Annotated in this window: 18 protein-coding genes; 3 read left to right on the top strand and 15 right to left on the bottom strand. The window is 50.0% G+C overall.

Features of this window, described 5'->3' with window-relative positions; genetic code table 11:
- Positions 1 to 75: 75 nt before the first annotated feature.
- From O59_RS14420 to nrdR, 14 genes are all read right to left on the bottom strand, one after another.
- Positions 76 to 2,382, bottom strand: coding sequence for an ankyrin repeat domain-containing protein (locus O59_RS14420; protein ID WP_007644000.1), 2,307 nt, complete (start codon positions 2,380 to 2,382; stop codon positions 76 to 78).
- Positions 2,383 to 2,437: 55 nt separating this feature from the next.
- Positions 2,438 to 3,256: a leucine-rich repeat domain-containing protein gene (locus tag O59_RS14425; protein ID WP_007644001.1), complete on the bottom strand. Its 819-nt coding sequence runs from the start codon at positions 3,254 to 3,256 to the stop codon at positions 2,438 to 2,440.
- Between the two features lie 97 nt (positions 3,257 to 3,353).
- Positions 3,354 to 4,265 carry a DUF808 domain-containing protein gene (locus O59_RS14430; protein WP_007644002.1) on the bottom strand — a complete coding sequence of 304 codons (912 nt, stop codon included), beginning with the start codon at positions 4,263 to 4,265 and terminating at the stop codon, positions 3,354 to 3,356.
- A 31-nt stretch (positions 4,266 to 4,296) separates the two neighbouring features.
- On the bottom strand, positions 4,297 to 5,100 hold the full coding sequence (gene dapB / locus O59_RS14435; RefSeq protein ID WP_007644003.1) for a 4-hydroxy-tetrahydrodipicolinate reductase: 804 nt from the start codon (positions 5,098 to 5,100) through the stop codon (positions 4,297 to 4,299).
- A 34-nt stretch (positions 5,101 to 5,134) separates the two neighbouring features.
- Positions 5,135 to 5,737: a GTP cyclohydrolase II gene (ribA, locus tag O59_RS14440; RefSeq protein WP_007644013.1), complete on the bottom strand. Its 603-nt coding sequence runs from the start codon at positions 5,735 to 5,737 to the stop codon at positions 5,135 to 5,137.
- A complete protein-coding gene (locus O59_RS14445) occupies positions 5,734 to 6,234 on the bottom strand; it encodes a phosphatidylglycerophosphatase A (protein ID WP_007644015.1) in 501 nt (166 codons plus the stop codon). The genes ribA and O59_RS14445 overlap by 4 nt, the downstream gene beginning before the upstream one ends.
- Positions 6,235 to 6,245: 11 nt before the next feature.
- A complete protein-coding gene (gene thiL / locus O59_RS14450) occupies positions 6,246 to 7,211 on the bottom strand; it encodes a thiamine-phosphate kinase (protein WP_007644017.1) in 966 nt (321 codons plus the stop codon).
- Positions 7,212 to 7,282: 71 nt separating this feature from the next.
- A complete protein-coding gene (gene nusB / locus O59_RS14455) occupies positions 7,283 to 7,756 on the bottom strand; it encodes a transcription antitermination factor NusB (RefSeq protein ID WP_007644019.1) in 474 nt (157 codons plus the stop codon).
- A gap of 78 nt (positions 7,757 to 7,834) precedes the next feature.
- Entirely contained in the window at positions 7,835 to 8,305 is a 471-nt protein-coding gene (gene ribE, locus O59_RS14460) for a 6,7-dimethyl-8-ribityllumazine synthase (protein ID WP_007644020.1), read from the bottom strand.
- A gap of 110 nt (positions 8,306 to 8,415) precedes the next feature.
- The gene (gene ribBA, locus O59_RS14465) at positions 8,416 to 9,531 is read right to left on the bottom strand and encodes a bifunctional 3,4-dihydroxy-2-butanone-4-phosphate synthase/GTP cyclohydrolase II (RefSeq protein ID WP_007644021.1); all 1,116 of its coding nucleotides are present in this window, start codon (positions 9,529 to 9,531) and stop codon (positions 8,416 to 8,418) included.
- Between the two features lie 40 nt (positions 9,532 to 9,571).
- The gene (locus O59_RS14470; protein ID WP_007644022.1) at positions 9,572 to 10,228 is read right to left on the bottom strand and encodes a riboflavin synthase; all 657 of its coding nucleotides are present in this window, start codon (positions 10,226 to 10,228) and stop codon (positions 9,572 to 9,574) included.
- 79 nt (positions 10,229 to 10,307) lie between these two features.
- Positions 10,308 to 10,850 carry an RDD family protein gene (locus O59_RS14475; protein WP_007644023.1) on the bottom strand — a complete coding sequence of 181 codons (543 nt, stop codon included), beginning with the start codon at positions 10,848 to 10,850 and terminating at the stop codon, positions 10,308 to 10,310.
- Between the two features lie 41 nt (positions 10,851 to 10,891).
- Positions 10,892 to 12,016, bottom strand: a complete 1,125-nt coding sequence (gene ribD / locus O59_RS14480; protein WP_007644024.1) for a bifunctional diaminohydroxyphosphoribosylaminopyrimidine deaminase/5-amino-6-(5-phosphoribosylamino)uracil reductase RibD — start codon at positions 12,014 to 12,016, stop codon at positions 10,892 to 10,894.
- Between the two features lie 21 nt (positions 12,017 to 12,037).
- Positions 12,038 to 12,505: a transcriptional regulator NrdR gene (nrdR, locus tag O59_RS14485; RefSeq protein ID WP_040392987.1), complete on the bottom strand. Its 468-nt coding sequence runs from the start codon at positions 12,503 to 12,505 to the stop codon at positions 12,038 to 12,040.
- A 394-nt stretch (positions 12,506 to 12,899) separates the two neighbouring features.
- Here nrdR and O59_RS14490 point away from each other — a divergent pair, with 394 nt between their 5' ends.
- Positions 12,900 to 13,256 (top strand): collagen-like protein, encoded by a 357-nt coding sequence (locus O59_RS14490; RefSeq protein ID WP_007644035.1) that lies wholly within the window; start codon positions 12,900 to 12,902, stop codon positions 13,254 to 13,256.
- A 128-nt stretch (positions 13,257 to 13,384) separates the two neighbouring features.
- On the opposite strand, the gene glyA is transcribed toward O59_RS14490, so the two are convergent.
- On the bottom strand, positions 13,385 to 14,650 hold the full coding sequence (glyA, locus tag O59_RS14495) for a serine hydroxymethyltransferase (protein ID WP_007644038.1): 1,266 nt from the start codon (positions 14,648 to 14,650) through the stop codon (positions 13,385 to 13,387).
- Between the two features lie 439 nt (positions 14,651 to 15,089).
- Here glyA and O59_RS14500 point away from each other — a divergent pair, with 439 nt between their 5' ends.
- Positions 15,090 to 15,920, top strand: a complete 831-nt coding sequence (locus O59_RS14500; protein ID WP_007644039.1) for a polysaccharide biosynthesis/export family protein — start codon at positions 15,090 to 15,092, stop codon at positions 15,918 to 15,920.
- A 27-nt stretch (positions 15,921 to 15,947) separates the two neighbouring features.
- On the top strand, positions 15,948 to 17,291 hold the full coding sequence (locus tag O59_RS14505) for a Wzz/FepE/Etk N-terminal domain-containing protein (RefSeq protein ID WP_007644040.1): 1,344 nt from the start codon (positions 15,948 to 15,950) through the stop codon (positions 17,289 to 17,291).
- Positions 17,292 to 17,312 lie beyond the last annotated feature (21 nt).

The following is a 17,312-nucleotide window of genomic DNA, read 5'->3' on the forward strand; positions in this document are numbered from 1 at the left end:
AGCGGCTGTCCATGGGAATCTGCCTTGATTCGGGCGAAGTCACCTCCCCCCCTTGCAGAACCCTCGTCATGTCCGTTAATTAACCTCACTTAAATAATTATTACTGAGCACCTCCCTAACTCGAGGCTCATAGGAGCAACGCTCGGCATAGTCCATCACAGTAATATTTTCTGTGGCGCTTAGCTGTAAGGACGGATTTGCCCCCAAACTCAACAACAAGGCAACCATATCAGCATTGCAATTATCTATTGCCTTCACCAACGGCTGGGCAACACCGGCATTGACCTCCGTAACCGGCAAACCCTGTCGGTATAAAAACTTCACCATAGTTAAATCATTTTCATAAATAGCATCATTAATAAGACTTCTCTTACTCTGACGGAGTGCAACATCGGCGCTCATCAGGTCTGCACCACCCGCGAGCAGATATTGCACCAAGGCTAATTTTTTATTCGTTACCGCTTTGCGAACTAGTGAGTTATCGTGATGTTTTATCTGCGGGTCCATGCCGCTTTCTAACAGATACTGCAACAAAGAGGGACTTTCATAGAGCACAGCATCCTCTAATAATTTTTGATAGATGCGTAAATTTTCGGCTGAAAAACCGGTGGCGCGCTTACTGACAATATTGATAGGCACCCAAGCCGCAAATTGTTTTTTAAGGGAACTCTTTTGATAGTGGTTGTCGTAATCACAATCCGTCTTACTAGCCGATGAATAATTCCTGCTAATAGCGCCATTGTGGGCAGGACGGCCATTTATATAAAGCTTGGCCTGAACCTCCCAAATGGGATCCCGCCCAAGATCAAGACTATCGACATAACTTTTAAGTTGATACTCGCTATTGGTGACCAGATACTCCTCTGTTTTTACCAGACGCCAAGTATCCTTGTAACTTTGCCTGACAGACCATTCCAGCTTTACTTTCTTCACTGGAATATCCACCAGTGTGGCCAACAACCACATTCGCTGCCCCGGCTGGATATAACATTGGGTAGGCGTATCTCCCTGCAACTCCGATGCAATCACCATCCGATAAACGCTCCAGGATGGAGAAAACCGCTCCATCGCCTTCTCTAACAACAAGACCGCACCGGAGTACCCCGACTCCTGCGCTATATCCACAGCCTGGCGCCCAGCATAATCAACATGATAAGGATCTTGATAAGGCAGCGATTCGGATTCTTCTACCATAGCATCCAAACCGACAAGACCAATGATCGCAAACTCATCACCGGATGCAGCAGCGCGCATCAATGAGGTTTCGCCCAAACGATTACGCCCACCAAGGTAAGCGTAATTACCGCTGGATAAAATGTTCGCAAAACTGATGTCGCTCCATCCGGCACGCTCAACCGAATTGCCGGAGATCATGTGCTCCAGAAGCATTTCAACCAACATTCTATTTTTTGCAGCCAGCGCCAAATCCAGGGGCGAGCGATTCTCCGCATCGCGGATAAATGGATTGGCGCCAATTGCCAGCAAACTCTTGATGGTGTTTTGGCTATTGTTTTTAATTGCCTCCAATAGCACCGTATCACCACCCGCTGTTTTGCGATTGATATTCACATCAGAATAATTAAGCACAACCCCACCTTTTGCGGAGGGCAGTGGGAGCGCTTCATCGCGTTCAACATACCGGCTAAAAACATCGCGCGTTAACTCGTTGCGTAGCTGATTTTCAATATCAATATAGATTTTTGGATTTAACCGTTTTTCATCAAAACGATAAACCAAGGCGGTATTGTTAACCTCTTGCGAATACTGGAATGCACTTGATACATCACCGAGGGTTTTATTGTAATAATCAAAATAACTCGCAGATTGATCGAGGTGGATTGCATGTGCATCAGCAGAAAAATGAATCTTGTCCGCATGAACCATACATTGGCCGGACCAAATTTCAACGGTTAATGGCAGGGTTTTATGCAGCTGCACATCCGGTTTAGTTAACCCATTAATGGCTGACCAAACCCGCCAACGTATCCCCTTCACATCAACCTGTTCACGGTAAAATTCCGCCCCACCCTTGCTCCACCTGAATTCTACCGATGGAGTTTTAATACCAATCAATTCGGAAAAATACACCAGGGAATCACGCTCAGGTTCTACTGCATCCAACAAAAATTCCGGCAGGCGCGCTTTAATACCTGATGTAAAAGTCGCATTCAAGGCAAATCCAGCCTTGGTGCAGGGATTGGTTTCAACCACTATGGAAGATACTGATGAGGATGATGCAGCTGCAACAACTTGCACTGGTGCTGGAGCAGGATTTAAAAACTCAAGCAGTCCGATGCCCTCATGGTTCATCCGGTAATTCACATCGGCTAACTGGAACAGGCCAAATGCGATAAAGGCAGTTACTAATATTTTTTTAGTCATCGAAACTCCATATTCTATCAACTGATCAAATGCATTAAAGGGCGAGGGGAAAAACTTACTGATATTTCTGTTTATACTTTTGCTTCATTTGCTGCAACTCATACTCCAACAACAAGCTTTCATCTTCTGGTGTTAAGGTATCCCCCGCGTTTTTGAGTGCAATGACCCGTCCTATGTCCGAACTGTATTCACCTTTACATTCCTGGTTATGATTAGTGTGTCGGGCAATAAATGTGGCTTCATTTAAAAACACCTCCAGGTCAGCACAATAAATTTGTGTTGTATCCGGCATATCCACAGCCTTCAAAGTGGCAATAGACAACAGCGGTTTAATGCTGTTCGGTTGATTTCCGGAAAGACGAATTTCTTTTAAGTTGGGAAGTGTGGCGAGTGCCTCAAGGCTGGTAACCGCATTATTGGAAAGATCTAGGTTTTCAAGTTCACGCAACTGCGCCAATACATTGATATTGACTATCGCGTTATCGCGCAGGTCAATGGAAGAAAGCTGCTTTAATGCTTCAATACCATCAAGGCTGGCAATGCCTTTATTGGCACACCCCAGCCATTGGAGCTCAACGACAGAATCTATACCGCCTGAACTGGAGGGAGGAATTTTAGCCTGCTCAAGTGCCTGCTCACAGATACAGTTAAACAGTGCAGGATCAGTGAGCTGAAGTTTTTTTAACGAAAGAGTGACCAACTGGACTCTATTTTCAACTTGCTCATCCAGAGCCGAATAATGCGCTTGCTCTTTGCGCTCAGCAAGCCAGAACATAAAGTTCATTCCCAGCACCGGCAACAAGAAAACACTGATCACAATAATAAGAATAATGGCAGAGAAGGTTTTAGAAATTTTAATCTCATTTAGCTTCATTGATGAAATCCATTTAGCAATATTCTTGGAGCCCCGCCACAGGAGTAGAAATTAATAGCTAGTCACAATATGCATTAAACATATTAATGTAAAAATGTTAATTTTTCTTTTTAACAATCCATAATACGACATTGACAACAACAAGCACCAGCGCACCAATCGCCACCCCGGCAACACCATTCAATAGCGATGAAGTGAACCAACCCACTGGTTCAGTCGCAGTGGCTGCATGCTCAATCCAATGATGAATCACGGGAATACTGTGCGTCACGATCCCGCCACCCACCATAAACATGGCGGCAGTGCCCAGTACGGATAAGAGTTTCATCAGGCGCGGCGCGGCGGCTAATAAAAAGTTACCGCAGACCTGTGCGACAGGATTCGACTTTTTACACAGGTGCATACCTATATCGTCCAGCTTCACAATCAACGCAACAAAACCGTAGACACCCACCGTCATCAACACAGCAATGCTCACGACTACGGCAGCTTGTTTGGCAAATGTCGCCGCAGCCACCGAACCCAAGGCGATAACAATAATTTCAGCGGAGAGGATAAAGTCCGTGCGCACAGCGCCTTTGATTTTGTCTTTTTCGAAGGCAACCATATCCACTTCAGGGTTGGCAACCGCTTCGATTAACTCGCGGTGATGCTGGGCTTCTTCTTGCTGAGAATGAAAATACTTGTGTGCGAGCTTTTCAAATCCTTCAAAACACAAATAAGCACCGCCAATCATTAACAGCGGGACGATCAACCAAGGGACAAATGCGCTAATGAATAACGCGGCAGGCACCAGAATCGCTTTATTGAGTGCCGAGCCTTTGGCGACTGCCCATACAACAGGTAACTCACGCTCAGCGCGCACACCGGACACTTGCTGCGCATTGAGCGCCAGATCATCGCCTAACACCCCAGCGGTTTTTTTCGCGGCGACTTTGGTCATTACTGCCACGTCATCAAGCACAGTGGCGATATCATCGAGCAACATCAATAAACTGGAACCCGCCATCGTCTACTCCCTTGGATGATAATTAAAAAAATTAACGCAAACCCAACACATCTTGCATATCAAACAAACCGGACTTTTGCTGTTGCAACCAAACGGCCGCACGCACGGCGCCGTTAGCAAATGCCAATCGACTGGATGCCTTGTGGGTAATTTCTACGCGTTCACCGTCGGCCATAAACATGACGGTGTGATCGCCCACCACATCGCCGCCGCGCACTGTGGCAAAACCTATAGTGTCGCGCGGGCGCGGACCAATTTGACCTTCGCGACCATAGACGGCGACCTTATCCAGATCACGCTCCAATGCATTGGCCAGCACTTCCCCCATACGCATGGCGGTACCTGAAGGTGAATCCACTTTATGGCGGTGATGCGCTTCGTAGACTTCCACATCGTATTCATCGCCCAGCACCCGTGCCGCCAAATCGAGCAATTTAAAACACAGGTTTACACCGGTGGAAAAATTGGCCGAGAGCAGCAAAGGAATTTGTGTTTGATAAGAAAGCAGCTCGGCTTTTTCTGCGGCACTAAAACCAGTGGTGCCAATAACAATTGGTTTGTTGTGCGCAGCGCAAATTTTTACATTATCGAGTGTTGCGAGCGGCGAACTAAAATCAATTAATACATCAAACTGGTCGACCACAGCGGCAATATTATCCACTAAGGTTACGCCCAACTTTCCAACATTGCCCAGCTCACCGGCGTCTACACCAATCAGTGAGCTGCCCGCACGCACAGTTGCGGCGCCCAGAGTGGTTTGCGGATTTTTTTGGGTGGCTTCAATCAGCGCCTTCCCCATACGGCCAGCGGCACCGGCGATTGCAATTCGTGTCATTGCGTTACTCTCAGTAAAAAAGTGATTTCAAAAATTATTCGTCGTCGGCAGCATTAAATAAATGCCCGAGCTTACCTTTTTTGGTTTCAAGGTATTTAGCGTTATGGGGATTGCGCCCGGTTTGATGGGGCAAACGCTCTACAATATTCACACCCATTTCCTGCAGGGCTTTTACCTTGCGCGGATTATTGGTGAGCAATTTGAGTGATTTAATCTGCAGGTGTTCAATCATCGGTTTGAGAATAGAGTAGTCGCGCATGTCAGCGCCAAAACCTAATTGCTCATTGGCTTCAACTGTGTCCGCGCCCTGATCCTGCAAATGGTAGGCACGGATTTTATTGAGCAAACCAATACCGCGCCCCTCCTGACGTAGATAAAAAATCACCCCGCGCCCTGCTAGAGCAATTTTATGCATGGCCGCCTGTAATTGCGGGCCGCAGTCGCAGCGCATGCTAAACAGTGCATCGCCGGTTAAACATTCGGAATGAACGCGCGCCAGAACCGGTTCGTCGCTGCTAACATCCCCCATGGTGAGCACCACATGCTCTTTATCATTTTCGGCATCACAAAAACCGTGCATCACAAAAATGCCCCAGGGGGTTGGCAACTTGGATGATTCCACAAAACGAACAGTCACAGAAACCTCACAGAATAGGCGATGAGTTGCAGCACAAGCAGTGCGTAAATTCCGGCCAATACATCATCGATCATAATGCCGAAACCACCGTGAACTTTTTTATCCAGCCAATTAATTGGCCAGGGTTTGATAATGTCAAAAAAACGAAACAGTACAAATCCAATGACTATCCAGATCCAACCGGCGGGCGCCATAAACATGGTGATCCAGAAACCGACAAATTCATCCCACACTATACCGCCGTGATCGTGTACGCCGAGCGCTTTGGATGAACGATCACACCACAGAACCCCTAATGCAAAAGTCACCAACAGCCAACTCAAATAAATCGGCCAGGATAAATCTTGCAGCAATATAAAAAATGGAATCGCTGCCATAGTGCCAACCGTGCCCGGCGCCTTAGGTGCCAAGCCACTGCCAAAACCGAAAGCAAATAAATGATTCGGGTTTTCCAGCAATTGTTTGAAGCTGGGTGTATGAAGCGCTGCTTTCGCCATAAAAAATCTAATTAAAAGTGTTGGTATCCGGTGCGAACCATCGTGTAGGGCTCGCCATTTAATTCACACACAACCTTGCCGCCTGCAATCATTTCACCAATGACTGTCGCGTGTAATTTGCCCTGCGCGATTAACATAGCAAGTTCAGGCATATTTTCAGGGGCGATACTAAAACACAGCTCGTAGTCATCACCACCGCTAAGCGCCCATTGGCGTGCTTGTGTCACATCATCCAAGGATTGCAGCGCGGGTGACAGTGGTAAATCCTCCACATAAATCACCGCACCCAAATCGCTGGCATCACAAATATGCTGCAAGTCAGCCACCAAGCCATCGGAAATATCCAGGGCGCTGCTGGCGATTGCACGAATCAATGTCGATTCCGATAAGCGCGGTGTCGGGCGATAAAAACGCTGCTGCAAATACGCTGCGTGCTCAACGTTAAATTTATGGGTGTTTTGGATTGCAGCCAAGGCGGCGGCGCCGTCACCCACAAAGTTGGTCACTACAATAAAATCGCCGATATTGGCACCATCGCGCCGCAAGGTCTGTTGCGGTTGGGTCGCGCCCATCACTTGAATCGTAATCGACAGCGGGCCAGAGGTTGTATCGCCACCAACCAAGGCAATGCCAAATTCGCGCGCGCACGCGAATAAGCCACGACTAAAACGACGCAACCAGTCTTCGTTTGCTGCAGGTAGTGTCAGTGCGAGGGTAAACCACAGCGGGTCAGCGCCCATGGCGGCGAGGTCACTTAAATTGGTTCTTAAGGCGCGCTCGGCGATTAAACCTGGATCTGCATCCGCTGGGAAATGTACATCAGCGACCAGTGTATCCACTGATACCGCCAATTGTTTTCCCGAGGGAACTTGCAGCAGTGCGCAATCATCGCCAATCCCCAGCAATACCCCTTCGGCAGGCTGTTCAGCTTGCTCGCGCTGGAAAAACTGCTGGATTAACTGAAATTCACTGGGCACTGTTTTACGCCGGAAATGAATAAGACGGGGAGAAAAAGGTGAGCACTGCCCACCTTGGAAATGAATACAAACTAGCGGCTGTTGCGCTCAGCGTTAACTTCTAACGCCCGCACCACCGCAGCGGTTTTATCCAACACACCATTAATAAATTTGTGACTGTCTTCCGCGCCGAATTTTTTAGCCAGGGCTACTGCCTCATTAATCACGACTTTGTAGGGCACATCGATGCGGAATTTAAATTCGTAGGTTGCCATACGCAGCAGTGCGCGGGTAATTGCATCCAGCTCCGCCAGTGAACGGTCAACCAAAAAGGGCGTAAACAGCGCTTCAAGCTCACTGAGATGTTCAGGCACGGCGTGCAAAATTTCGTGGAAATACTCCACATCCACTTTGCTCATATCGTTGTCGGTGCGAAATTCCGCTTCAATGGCATTGATGCTGGAACCTGCCATCTGCCATTGGTAGAGCGCCTGCATAGCATAGTGGCGCGCCATACGGCGAGTAGCAGCGGTGTGGCCTTTTTGCTGGCCGGAAGAAGTGCTCATGAACAATTACCTGATAAAGAACTTGAATGCAGAATTTGAATAACCGGTGCGATGGTTAACAATTAAATCTTGCCGAGCTTAAATTTTTCCAAACAGGGAGACCATTTCCAATGCAGTGGATGCCGCCTCTACACCTTTGTTACCTGCTTTAGTGCCAGAGCGTTCAATGGCCTGCTCGATGGAGTCTACCGTCAACACACCAAAGGTCACCGGTACGCCGTATTGCAGTGACACTTGCGCCAACCCTTTGGTGCATTCACCGGCAACATAATCAAAGTGCGGAGTACCGCCGCGAATTACCGCACCCAAGGCGATGATTGCGTCGAACTCATTTTTGGCGGCGATTTTCTGTGCCGTCAGCGGGAATTCAAATGCGCCCGGAGCGTAATAAATAGTGACGTTTTCATCTTTGATGCCGTGACGACGCAGGGTATCGAGCGCGCCATCTTTCAAACTTTCCACGACAAAACTATTCCAACGGCTAACGATTAATGCATATTTGCCAGCAGATGCAGAAAAATCACCTTCAACAACTTTGATATTGCTCATACTCTTTTCTCTTTAAATTTTCCAATTTTTAAATTCGTTTACCTCCTCCCAACTTCTCCCTTTTTAAAGGGAGGGTTGGGAGGAGGTTACTCGCCTTCAGGGAAAACCTTTCAGTCACCCTCCGGGCAAACATAGTCAACCACTTCCAAATCAAAACCGGAGAGCGCGGAGTAACGCATTGGTGCAGACATCACACGCATTTTGCGCACACCCAAGTCGCGCAGGATTTGCGAGCCGGTGCCCACTTGTTTGTAGAGGACTTCCGAGCTGCGGCGCATTTGTTTGCCAGAGATCAGCCAATCGATGCTGTCCTCTACTTCTTTGGTGGATTCATCGTGGCAGATTAACAGCACGACCCCCTTGCCCTCTTCACTGACTTTTTGCAGTGCATCCTGATAGGTCCAGCTTTTACCGCCAGCAACCGAAGTGCGTTTGAGGCTGAGCACATCGCGCGCTATATCCATCACATGCACCCGCACCAAGGTTGGCTCAGCGTCTATCTCGCCTTTGGTCATCACAAAGTGCAAATCGCCGCGCGCGGTATCGCGGTAGGTGTGCAAATCAAACTCGCCGTAAAGGGTATCCACTTTGCGGCTGTTGATGCACTCCACGGTTTTTTCTTTAGTGGCGCGGTAGTGAATCAGGTCGGCAATGGTACCGATTTTCAGGTGATGTTGCTCAGCAAATTGCTCAAGATCCGCCCGACGCGCCATAGTGCCATCGGGGTTCATTACCTCCACGATAACCGCTGCTGGTTCAAAGCCGGCCAGGCGCGCCAGGTCGCAACCGGCCTCAGTATGACCGGCACGGCTCATTACACCACCCGGCTGCGACATCAGCGGAAAGATATGGCCCGGTTGAACTATATCCGTTGCTTTGGCATTGGCTTTTACCGCCGCACGTATTGTTAAGGCGCGATCAGCAGCGGAAATACCGGTGCTAACACCTTCGGCCGCTTCAATCGAGACAGTAAAATTGGTGGTGTGCTGGGATTTGTTGTCGCTCACCATCAGCGGCAAATCCAATTGCTTGCAGCGCTCGGCGGTGAGCGTGAGGCAAATCAGGCCGCGTGCGTGGGTTGCCATAAAGTTGATATCTTCCGGGCGCACCTGTTCGGCGACCATAATCAAATCGCCTTCATTTTCACGGTCTTCGTCATCCATCAGGATAACCATCTTGCCGTGACGTAAGTCTTCGATCAGTTCTTCAATGGTGTTGAGTTGCATAGAGAATCCCGAGTTACCAATTCCTATTAGGAAATGCCGATTACATAAAACCGTTTTTTGCCAAAAACTCCAGGGTGATGCCCTGCCCTTCGCCTTCAGCGGCTTTTTCGCCCAACATCAACCGCTCCAGATAGCGCGCGAGCACATCCACTTCCAGATTGATTTTGCTGCCCGCTTGATAGGACTCCATGATCGTCCACTTGAGCGTGTGCGGCACAATATTGAGTTCAAACTCGGCGCCATCCACTTTATTAACGGTAAGACTAGTACCATCCACCGTAATTGACCCTTTGTGGGCGATATATTTCGCCAACTCTTTCGGCGCGCGAATGCGAAAACGCTCGGAGCGTGCATCCGGGTGGCGGCTGACTACCTCGCCCACACCATCCACATGGCCACTAACGATATGGCCACCGAGGCGGGTTTGCGGGGTGAGTGCTTTTTCCAGATTCACCCGCTGCCCAATTTTCCAACCGGGTAAAGTGGTGTTATCCAGGGTTTCGCGCGAGACATCGGCCCAATAGCCATCGCCGGGTAAATCAACAACGGTGAGACAGACGCCGTTGGTGGCAATCGAATCGCCCAAATGCACGTCAGCCAAGTTCAAATTGTTCGTTTTGATACGCAGGCGCAGGTCGCCATTTTTAGGCTGCAACGCCACCACTTCGCCAATGGCTTCAATAATACCGGTGAACATAACTGAGCTCCGAATCTGCGCCGTAAATAACAGCGCTGTAAACATCAGCGCCGCACATAAAGGGCTTATGTAAAGTGGCTTATACGATGATGCTAGTGGGTTTGGTCTGGCTGTGACTAACGGGAATTTTCAGATCAATCACTTTGGTTTTAGCGAGGTGATCGTGGATGCAGCGTCTGTCTTCGCGGAAAATCGCTAGCACATCCGCCAAGCGCAGCAAAATACCAATGACCGGCACCATGCCCATCAACCACTGGGATACATAACGTTGCAGAATCAGCAACAGAAAGGCAGGTTTTTGGTTATCCATAGTGACTATGGCGATACCAATAATGCGTTTACCAATCGTTTGTCCGTATTGATGCAGTAAAAAGCCGTGCAGCACAAAAAACATCATCAACTGAAATAACACCAACTTCAACGCCAGCTCCGGCGGAATGGTGCCCTGCTTTTCGGCGATCTCCATCAAACCCTGACTTTGCGCAAAGGGAAAGATACAGACCATCATAATTACCACGTCGATAACCATGGCCTGAAAACGTTTACCCAATGAAGCGGTATTGTCTATAACCGGGCCAGAAGGCGGTGGCGTAAACGGGGAAGATTGTTGTTCATCACTCACAAGCAAAAACCTTTAGGGGAAATTGGGTTTACAAAAAAGCCTTAATATTCGGTATCGGGCGCGGCGGTAATGCGCCAGTCACGGCCCACGGCGCGAATATCTTTGATTTTTAATGCCAGCGATGACGACATGGTATCCAGCGGCAAATCAAAGATGGGGCGCGCATTGCTGCCCAGTAGCTTGGGCGCCATATAAATAATGATTTCGTCGAGCAGGCCACGACGTAAAAAACTGCCCGCCAGAGTCGCGCCGGTTTCTACCAACACTTCATTGCACTGGCGCTTCGCTAACTCGCGCAACAGCGCAGTTAAATCGATACGGTCATCTTTCGCGGGCACAGCTAACAGTTCGACAAACTCCGGCCAGCCCTCACATTGAGCCGCATCTACCGAGCCGTTATGAACCAACAAGATGGGGCTGAGTTGTTTGAATAACAAGGCGTTGCGCGACAAACGCAGGGTTGAATCCAGAATCACGCGTAGCGGATGTTTGGCGGCTGCCTCTTGCGCATTGGGCAAATCCAATTCGTCTACACGCACAGTCAGGGAGGAATTATCCTGCAGAATCGAATCGACACCGGAAATAATTGCACAGGAACGCGCGCGCAAGCGCTGAACATCAGCCCGCGCGTTGGGGCCAGTAATCCATTTGCTTTCACCGGATTCCATCGCTGTGCGGCCATCGAGACTCATGGCCAATTTGCAGCGCACAAAGGGCAACTTGCGCTCCATGCGTTTGATATAGCCGGGATTCAATGCGCGTGCATCGTCTTCTAATAAAGAGCCATCCACCTGCACACCCGCGGCGCGCAACATGGCGATGCCATCACCAGACACTAATGGGTTAGGGTCTTCCATCGCATAAACTACGCGCGCCACACCCGCATCAATCAGCGCTTGAGAACAGGGGCCTGTGCGGCCGGTATGACTGCAAGGTTCAAGGCTGACATAAGCCGTTGCACCGCGTGCGTTCTCTCCCGCTGCACGCAAGGCATTGACCTCAGCGTGAGCTTCACCGGCGCGAATATGCCAGCCCTCGGCAATAATCTGCCCATCTTTTACCAGCACACAACCCACGCGTGGATTGGGCATGGTGGTATAGAGGCCGCGCTCCGCCAAACGGAACGCCTGCGCCATAAAATCAAAATCGACTGAAGTAATAGCCATTAGGGGATTATTCGCGTCCGCTTACTGTTCGTGTTCGGGTTGCTGTTCAAGGCGATCAATTTCCTGACGGAATTCGTTTAAATCTTTAAAGCGGCGATAAACAGAGGCAAAACGCACATAGGCGACCTCATCCAGTTTCTGCAATTGCTCCATTACTTTTTCACCGACCAACAAGGCTTTTACTTCACGTTCGCCCGTGGCCTGCAAAAAGTGTTTGATATGGTTAATGGCAGACTCAATCGCCTCAATACTCACAGGGCGTTTTTCCAGCGCACGCAATAAACCGGCGCGCAGTTTGTTTTCGTCGAAGGGTTCGCGGGTGCCGTTTTGTTTGATGATGCGCGGCATCACCAATTCAGCCACTTCAAAAGTGGTGAAGCGCTCATGGCAGGATAAACACTCGCGGCGGCGGCGCACTTGATCGCCCTCGGCCACCAAACGGGAATCGATAACTTTCGTATCTTCCGCACTACAAAACGGACAATGCATAATCATTAGCCCCAGCGATTAAAAACTGGCGCGCAGTCTAGCACAAAAACCGGTGAATCTTGCCGTCGTAACAGCCACCACCAGCACACGTCGGAGCGCAAAAAAAGAAGCGCTTGCAGCTCACCCTTTCGCAGGCGCTTTGTTCGCTGGCGCACCGCGCTCGTCAAGCTTACTGCCTATACTCCTCCCAAATTAAACGAAAGACGACTTGCCTGAGGTGTTGGTAGATCCAAGCAGCGCTTCACTTTTCTACTGTAATTACATTTTTATTACGCGGAAAAATAACTGCTCTACATTTCCTCGCAAAACGAATCTTGTTTACTTGTCTGCGCTGTCCTAAAGGCTCTCTCGCCTTAAAACTGCCGTTAACTCACACTCACAGAAAAGGCACCTTATGAAACACTCACTTCTTTTATTAACCTTAATTGGCGCGATTAGCCTTGCTGCGTGCGAACGCCAAACAGACACAGTAGTAGTTGCAGTCCCTGGCCCGGCCGGCGAAAAGGGTGCCACCGGTGATACAGGTAACACCGGAAATACCGGCAACAAAGGCGCAACGGGCAACGAAGGTGTACAAGGCGCGACGGGAAATACTGGTGACACTGGCGCAACCGGTGATACAGGTAGCACGGGCGATACCGGTGCAACCGGAAACACAGGAAATACCGGGAACACAGGCGCAACCGGAGATACGGGTTCGGCTGGCTCTGCAGGTTCAACTGGCAACACCGTGATTGTAGTGCCCCAGTAACCAAAAATTTGATTGATATTGGCAAAGGAAATTAATGCCAAAAACAAAAAGGCAGCCACAGAGGCTGCCTTTTTGTGATCAAGGACCCCCCCCGTATGCAGATAGCGAGGGTTCCTTAGTAGGGGCTATTACTCAGCGTAAACGGGGAACTGCTTGCACAGCGCAGATACCTTGGCTTTTACCTCGGCAATCACTGCATCGGCATTACCGGCTTCCAGTGCAGCAAAAATATCGCAAATCCAGTTAGTCAATTGCACGCACTCAGCCTCTTTGAAACCACGGGTAGTCACCGCCGGAGTACCAACACGGATACCGGAGGTCACAAAGGGTGAGCGTGGGTCGTTAGGCACGGCGTTTTTGTTCACGGTGATGTGCGCTTTGCCCAAGGCTTCATCCGCATCTTTACCGCTGTAGGATTTGCCAATCAAATCAACCAGCATCAAGTGGTTTTCAGTACCACCAGAAACAATATTAATACCGCGCTCAATAAAAGTTTTGGCCATCGCCTTGGCGTTTACTACTACTTGTTTCTGATAAGCCTTGTACTCGGGGGTCATGGCTTCTTTGAAGCTGATCGCTTTGGCAGCGATAACATGCATCAAGGGGCCACCTTGGCCGCCGGGGAATACTGCAGAATTGAGTTTTTTCTCAATTTCTTCGTTGGCTTTGGCCAGAATCAAACCACCGCGAGGGCCACGCAGGGTTTTGTGTGTGGTGGTAGTGGTGACATCAGCAATTTGCACCGGGTTAGGGTACAGGCCAGCTGCAACCAGACCGGCAACGTGCGCCATATCCACAAACAAATAGGCACCCACTTTGTCGGCGATGTCGCGGAAACGCTGCCAATCCACTACCTGTGAATAGGCGGAGAAACCTGCTACTACCACTTTTGGCTTGTGTTCCAGGGCCAGACGCTCTACTTCGTCATAATCGATCAAACCGGTTTCGGGGTTCAGGCCGTACTGGATGGCGTTGTAATACTTGCCCGATGAACTGACCTTGGCTCCGTGAGTCAAGTGACCACCGTGCGCGAGGCTCATGCCCAAAATAGTATCGCCCGGGCTACACAGCGCCGCGTAAACCGCTTGGTTAGCTTGTGAACCGGCATGTGGCTGCACGTTCGCGTAGTCGGCACCGAACAGCTCTTTGGCGCGCGAAATAGCTAATGCTTCAGTCACATCGACGTATTCACAACCACCGTAATAACGCTTACCTGGATAGCCTTCAGCATATTTGTTGGTCAGCTTGGTGCCTTGCGCCACCATCACCATGGGACTGGTGTAGTTTTCCGAGGCGATCAACTCGATGTGCTCTTCCTGACGTTGACCTTCGCTCTGGATAGACGCCCAAATTTCGGGATCAAAAGAAGCAATAGTTTGGTTTTTATCAAACATAAATAGTTCCTGTGGAAAGTTCCTGAGTTAACCGCGCGCCATGAGATGGGCGGGGATGTGGATGGGAAGGTGAAAAAGGGAGGCGCGCATTGTACACCAAGCACCCAAAGCCCTTCCACGCAAAAAACTCATCCACAGCGTTAAATAGATTCATGTAGCTTTTGCACTAAATCCTGCCCTTCGGGCACCGTCGCACCAAAAAGATACAAAAATTAATTTCCTATTTACAAAAATGACTCTGGGAAATTTCATCATTTCGCCATCAAAACCAAGAAGAATCATTCATCTGACACGAAAGCCCGCTTTATTTATGCCTTGGTCTGCATTTTTGTGATTTTTTTATATCAATTGTATGAGTGGGCCTCGCTTTTGCAGGAGCAAAGCTAGATATCGTTTTATTCCCCGAACTTCGGTGGATAGATCATTAAGGACAGTTGAAATGATTCGTTGTTATCCCATTGGTCGTTCCGGTCACTACCTCACCGCAGCTATTTTATTGCTGTTCAGTACGCTGGTATGGGCAGAGTCGTCAATCGCACCGCGCAGTTATCTGATCGGGAGCGGTGATGAAGTGCGCATCACTGTATATGGTCAACAAGAACTCGCCGCCGACGCCCAAGTCAGCGCGACAGGCACAGTGCAAGTCCCCTTGCTGGGCACCATGATCGTCGCCGGTAAAACCAGTGCCGAAGCGGCGCGAATGATTGCTGAACGGTATGAGGCCGGCAATTTTCTCAAAAATGCCCAAGTTAACCTATTGGTTACCAAGTATCGCAGCCAAGTGGTCGCCATTCTGGGGCGAGTTAATAGCCCCGGAAAACTGGTTCTGGAAGGCCCCACCAGCCTGACCCAGGCGTTGGCATGGGCCGGCGGTATAGCCCCTACTGGCAGCGAAAGGTTAATTCTTACCCGCACCCTAGCTAATGGTCGTCAGGAGCGCACCGAATATGACCTGCAGCAAATGCTAAACCACGCTGCGGAACAGCAGCCAACGGTGTGGCTTAGAGATGGCGACACAATATATGTGCCCAATGCTGGCCGTTTTTATATTAATGGTGAAGTTCACTCACCAGGAATGTACCCCCTTGATCGCCCTTTAAATATCCGTCAGGCACTCAGTGCCGGTGGCGGCCCCACCGCGCGCGCCAGCGACAGCAAGGTAAAGGTGTTTCGTGAAGCTGCCGACGGTTCAGTACAGGAATTAGTTGCCAAACCCGATGATCGAGTGATGGACGGAGATGTGTTGGTGGTGAGAGAAAGCCTGTTCTAGCCGCCCCTGAAAAGTAGGAACTGACGTATGAATCTGAATACACTGATGGGCATCTTACTGGCGCGGAAGTGGGCGATTATCGCCAGCTGTGCCTTGGCGCTGCTGGCAGCAGCGATACTGATTTTGCTAACCCCCAAGTCTTACACCGCCTCCATCGACCTATTGGTGGATAGCCGTGGGCTCGATCCGATCAGCGGCCAATCACAACCAGCTCGAATGACGGGCGCTTATCTCGCAACCCAGAGCGATATCATTCGCAGTCGCAATGTGGCCGGCAAAGTGATTGATCAGCTGGCACTGGGTAGCTCTCCTGCCATGATCAAAGCGGCCAAACTCACCGGTGAACCCGAGCGCGATCAGCGCCGCATGCTCAGCTTCCTCGCAAAGGGTTTAATTGTGGTGCCCAAACGGGATAGCAGTGTGTTGAGCATCGCCTTCAAGGCTCAAGACCCACAGCTTGCCGCGCAAATCGCCGATGCCTACGCAGAGGCATACATGTACACCAACCTCGAACTGCGTATTGAACCCGCCAAACAAACTACCCAGTGGTACAACCAGCAATTAACCGGAATGCGGCAGGAGCTGATCGAGAAGCAGGATGCACTTTCCAGTTATCAAGAGGAACACGGTATTCTCGTGTCTTCTGACCGATTGGATCTTGAATCCAACAAGCTCGCCGAGCTGTCGTCTATGTTGATCGCCGTGCAGAACGAACGCCTGAACTCCCAAAGCCGCAGTGACCAGATTGCCAATACCAAGCGCGGCCAGCTGGAAACCCGCGCGTTGGATAACCCTCAAGTACAAAAGCTGGCAACGGATCTGGCGCAAGCCCAGGCACGGCTGGCCGAGCTGGCTACCCAAGTCGGTGAAAACCACCCCCAATACCGTCAGGCACGCAGTGAAGTGGGCGCACTCAAACAACAAATGAACCGCATGTTGGAGCTGATCAGTGGCAGCCTGCAGTCTTCTGTAGAACTGTCGCAAACCCGCGAAGACCAGCTCAAAGCCGAGCTAACACGGCAAAAAGAACTGGTGCTACAACTCAGCCGTAATCGCAATGAACTCAACCTGCTCAAGCAGGAAGTGGATAACGCCCAAGCCGCTTACGACGCCGCACTCGCCCGTTCGGTACAAACCCGGTTGGAAAGCCAGATTGCCGCCACCGATGTCGCGGTACTCAACAGCGCACTGGTACCTACAAGCCCAACATCCCCCAAACCCGCCCTGATCATCCTGCTCGCTGCCATGGCAGGCCTGCTATCCGGTATTGCTATCGCACTCTGTTGGGAATGGTTGGATCAACGTATTCGCAGCGTTTTGGATCTTGAACAAGGGTTGGGTTTGCCGGTGCTGGCCCATATTCCGCGCTGACCGCCAGACGCAGACTTAGAT

This window comes from Cellvibrio sp. BR (genome assembly GCF_000263355.1).
GTDB lineage: Bacteria > Pseudomonadota > Gammaproteobacteria > Pseudomonadales > Cellvibrionaceae > Cellvibrio.

Excerpts from the sequence above, each read along its gene's own strand:
- O59_RS14420 (WP_007644000.1), bottom strand. The coding sequence starts at position 2,382 with ATGACTAAAAAAATATTAGTAACTGCCTTTATCGCATTTGGCCTGTTC.
- O59_RS14425 (WP_007644001.1), bottom strand. The coding sequence starts at position 3,256 with ATGAAGCTAAATGAGATTAAAATTTCTAAAACCTTCTCTGCCATTATT.
- O59_RS14430 (WP_007644002.1), bottom strand. The coding sequence starts at position 4,265 with ATGGCGGGTTCCAGTTTATTGATGTTGCTCGATGATATCGCCACTGTG.
- dapB (WP_007644003.1), bottom strand. The coding sequence starts at position 5,100 with ATGACACGAATTGCAATCGCCGGTGCCGCTGGCCGTATGGGGAAGGCG.
- O59_RS14445 (WP_007644015.1), bottom strand. The coding sequence starts at position 6,234 with ATGGCGAAAGCAGCGCTTCATACACCCAGCTTCAAACAATTGCTGGAA.
- nusB (WP_007644019.1), bottom strand. The coding sequence starts at position 7,756 with ATGAGCACTTCTTCCGGCCAGCAAAAAGGCCACACCGCTGCTACTCGC.
- ribE (WP_007644020.1), bottom strand. The coding sequence starts at position 8,305 with ATGAGCAATATCAAAGTTGTTGAAGGTGATTTTTCTGCATCTGCTGGC.
- ribBA (WP_007644021.1), bottom strand. The coding sequence starts at position 9,531 with ATGCAACTCAACACCATTGAAGAACTGATCGAAGACTTACGTCACGGC.
- O59_RS14470 (WP_007644022.1), bottom strand. The coding sequence starts at position 10,228 with ATGTTCACCGGTATTATTGAAGCCATTGGCGAAGTGGTGGCGTTGCAG.
- ribD (WP_007644024.1), bottom strand. The coding sequence starts at position 12,016 with ATGGCTATTACTTCAGTCGATTTTGATTTTATGGCGCAGGCGTTCCGT.
- nrdR (WP_040392987.1), bottom strand. The coding sequence starts at position 12,505 with ATGCATTGTCCGTTTTGTAGTGCGGAAGATACGAAAGTTATCGATTCC.
- O59_RS14490 (WP_007644035.1), top strand. The coding sequence starts at position 12,900 with ATGAAACACTCACTTCTTTTATTAACCTTAATTGGCGCGATTAGCCTT.
- glyA (WP_007644038.1), bottom strand. The coding sequence starts at position 14,650 with ATGTTTGATAAAAACCAAACTATTGCTTCTTTTGATCCCGAAATTTGG.
- O59_RS14500 (WP_007644039.1), top strand. The coding sequence starts at position 15,090 with ATGATTCGTTGTTATCCCATTGGTCGTTCCGGTCACTACCTCACCGCA.
- O59_RS14505 (WP_007644040.1), top strand. The coding sequence starts at position 15,948 with ATGAATCTGAATACACTGATGGGCATCTTACTGGCGCGGAAGTGGGCG.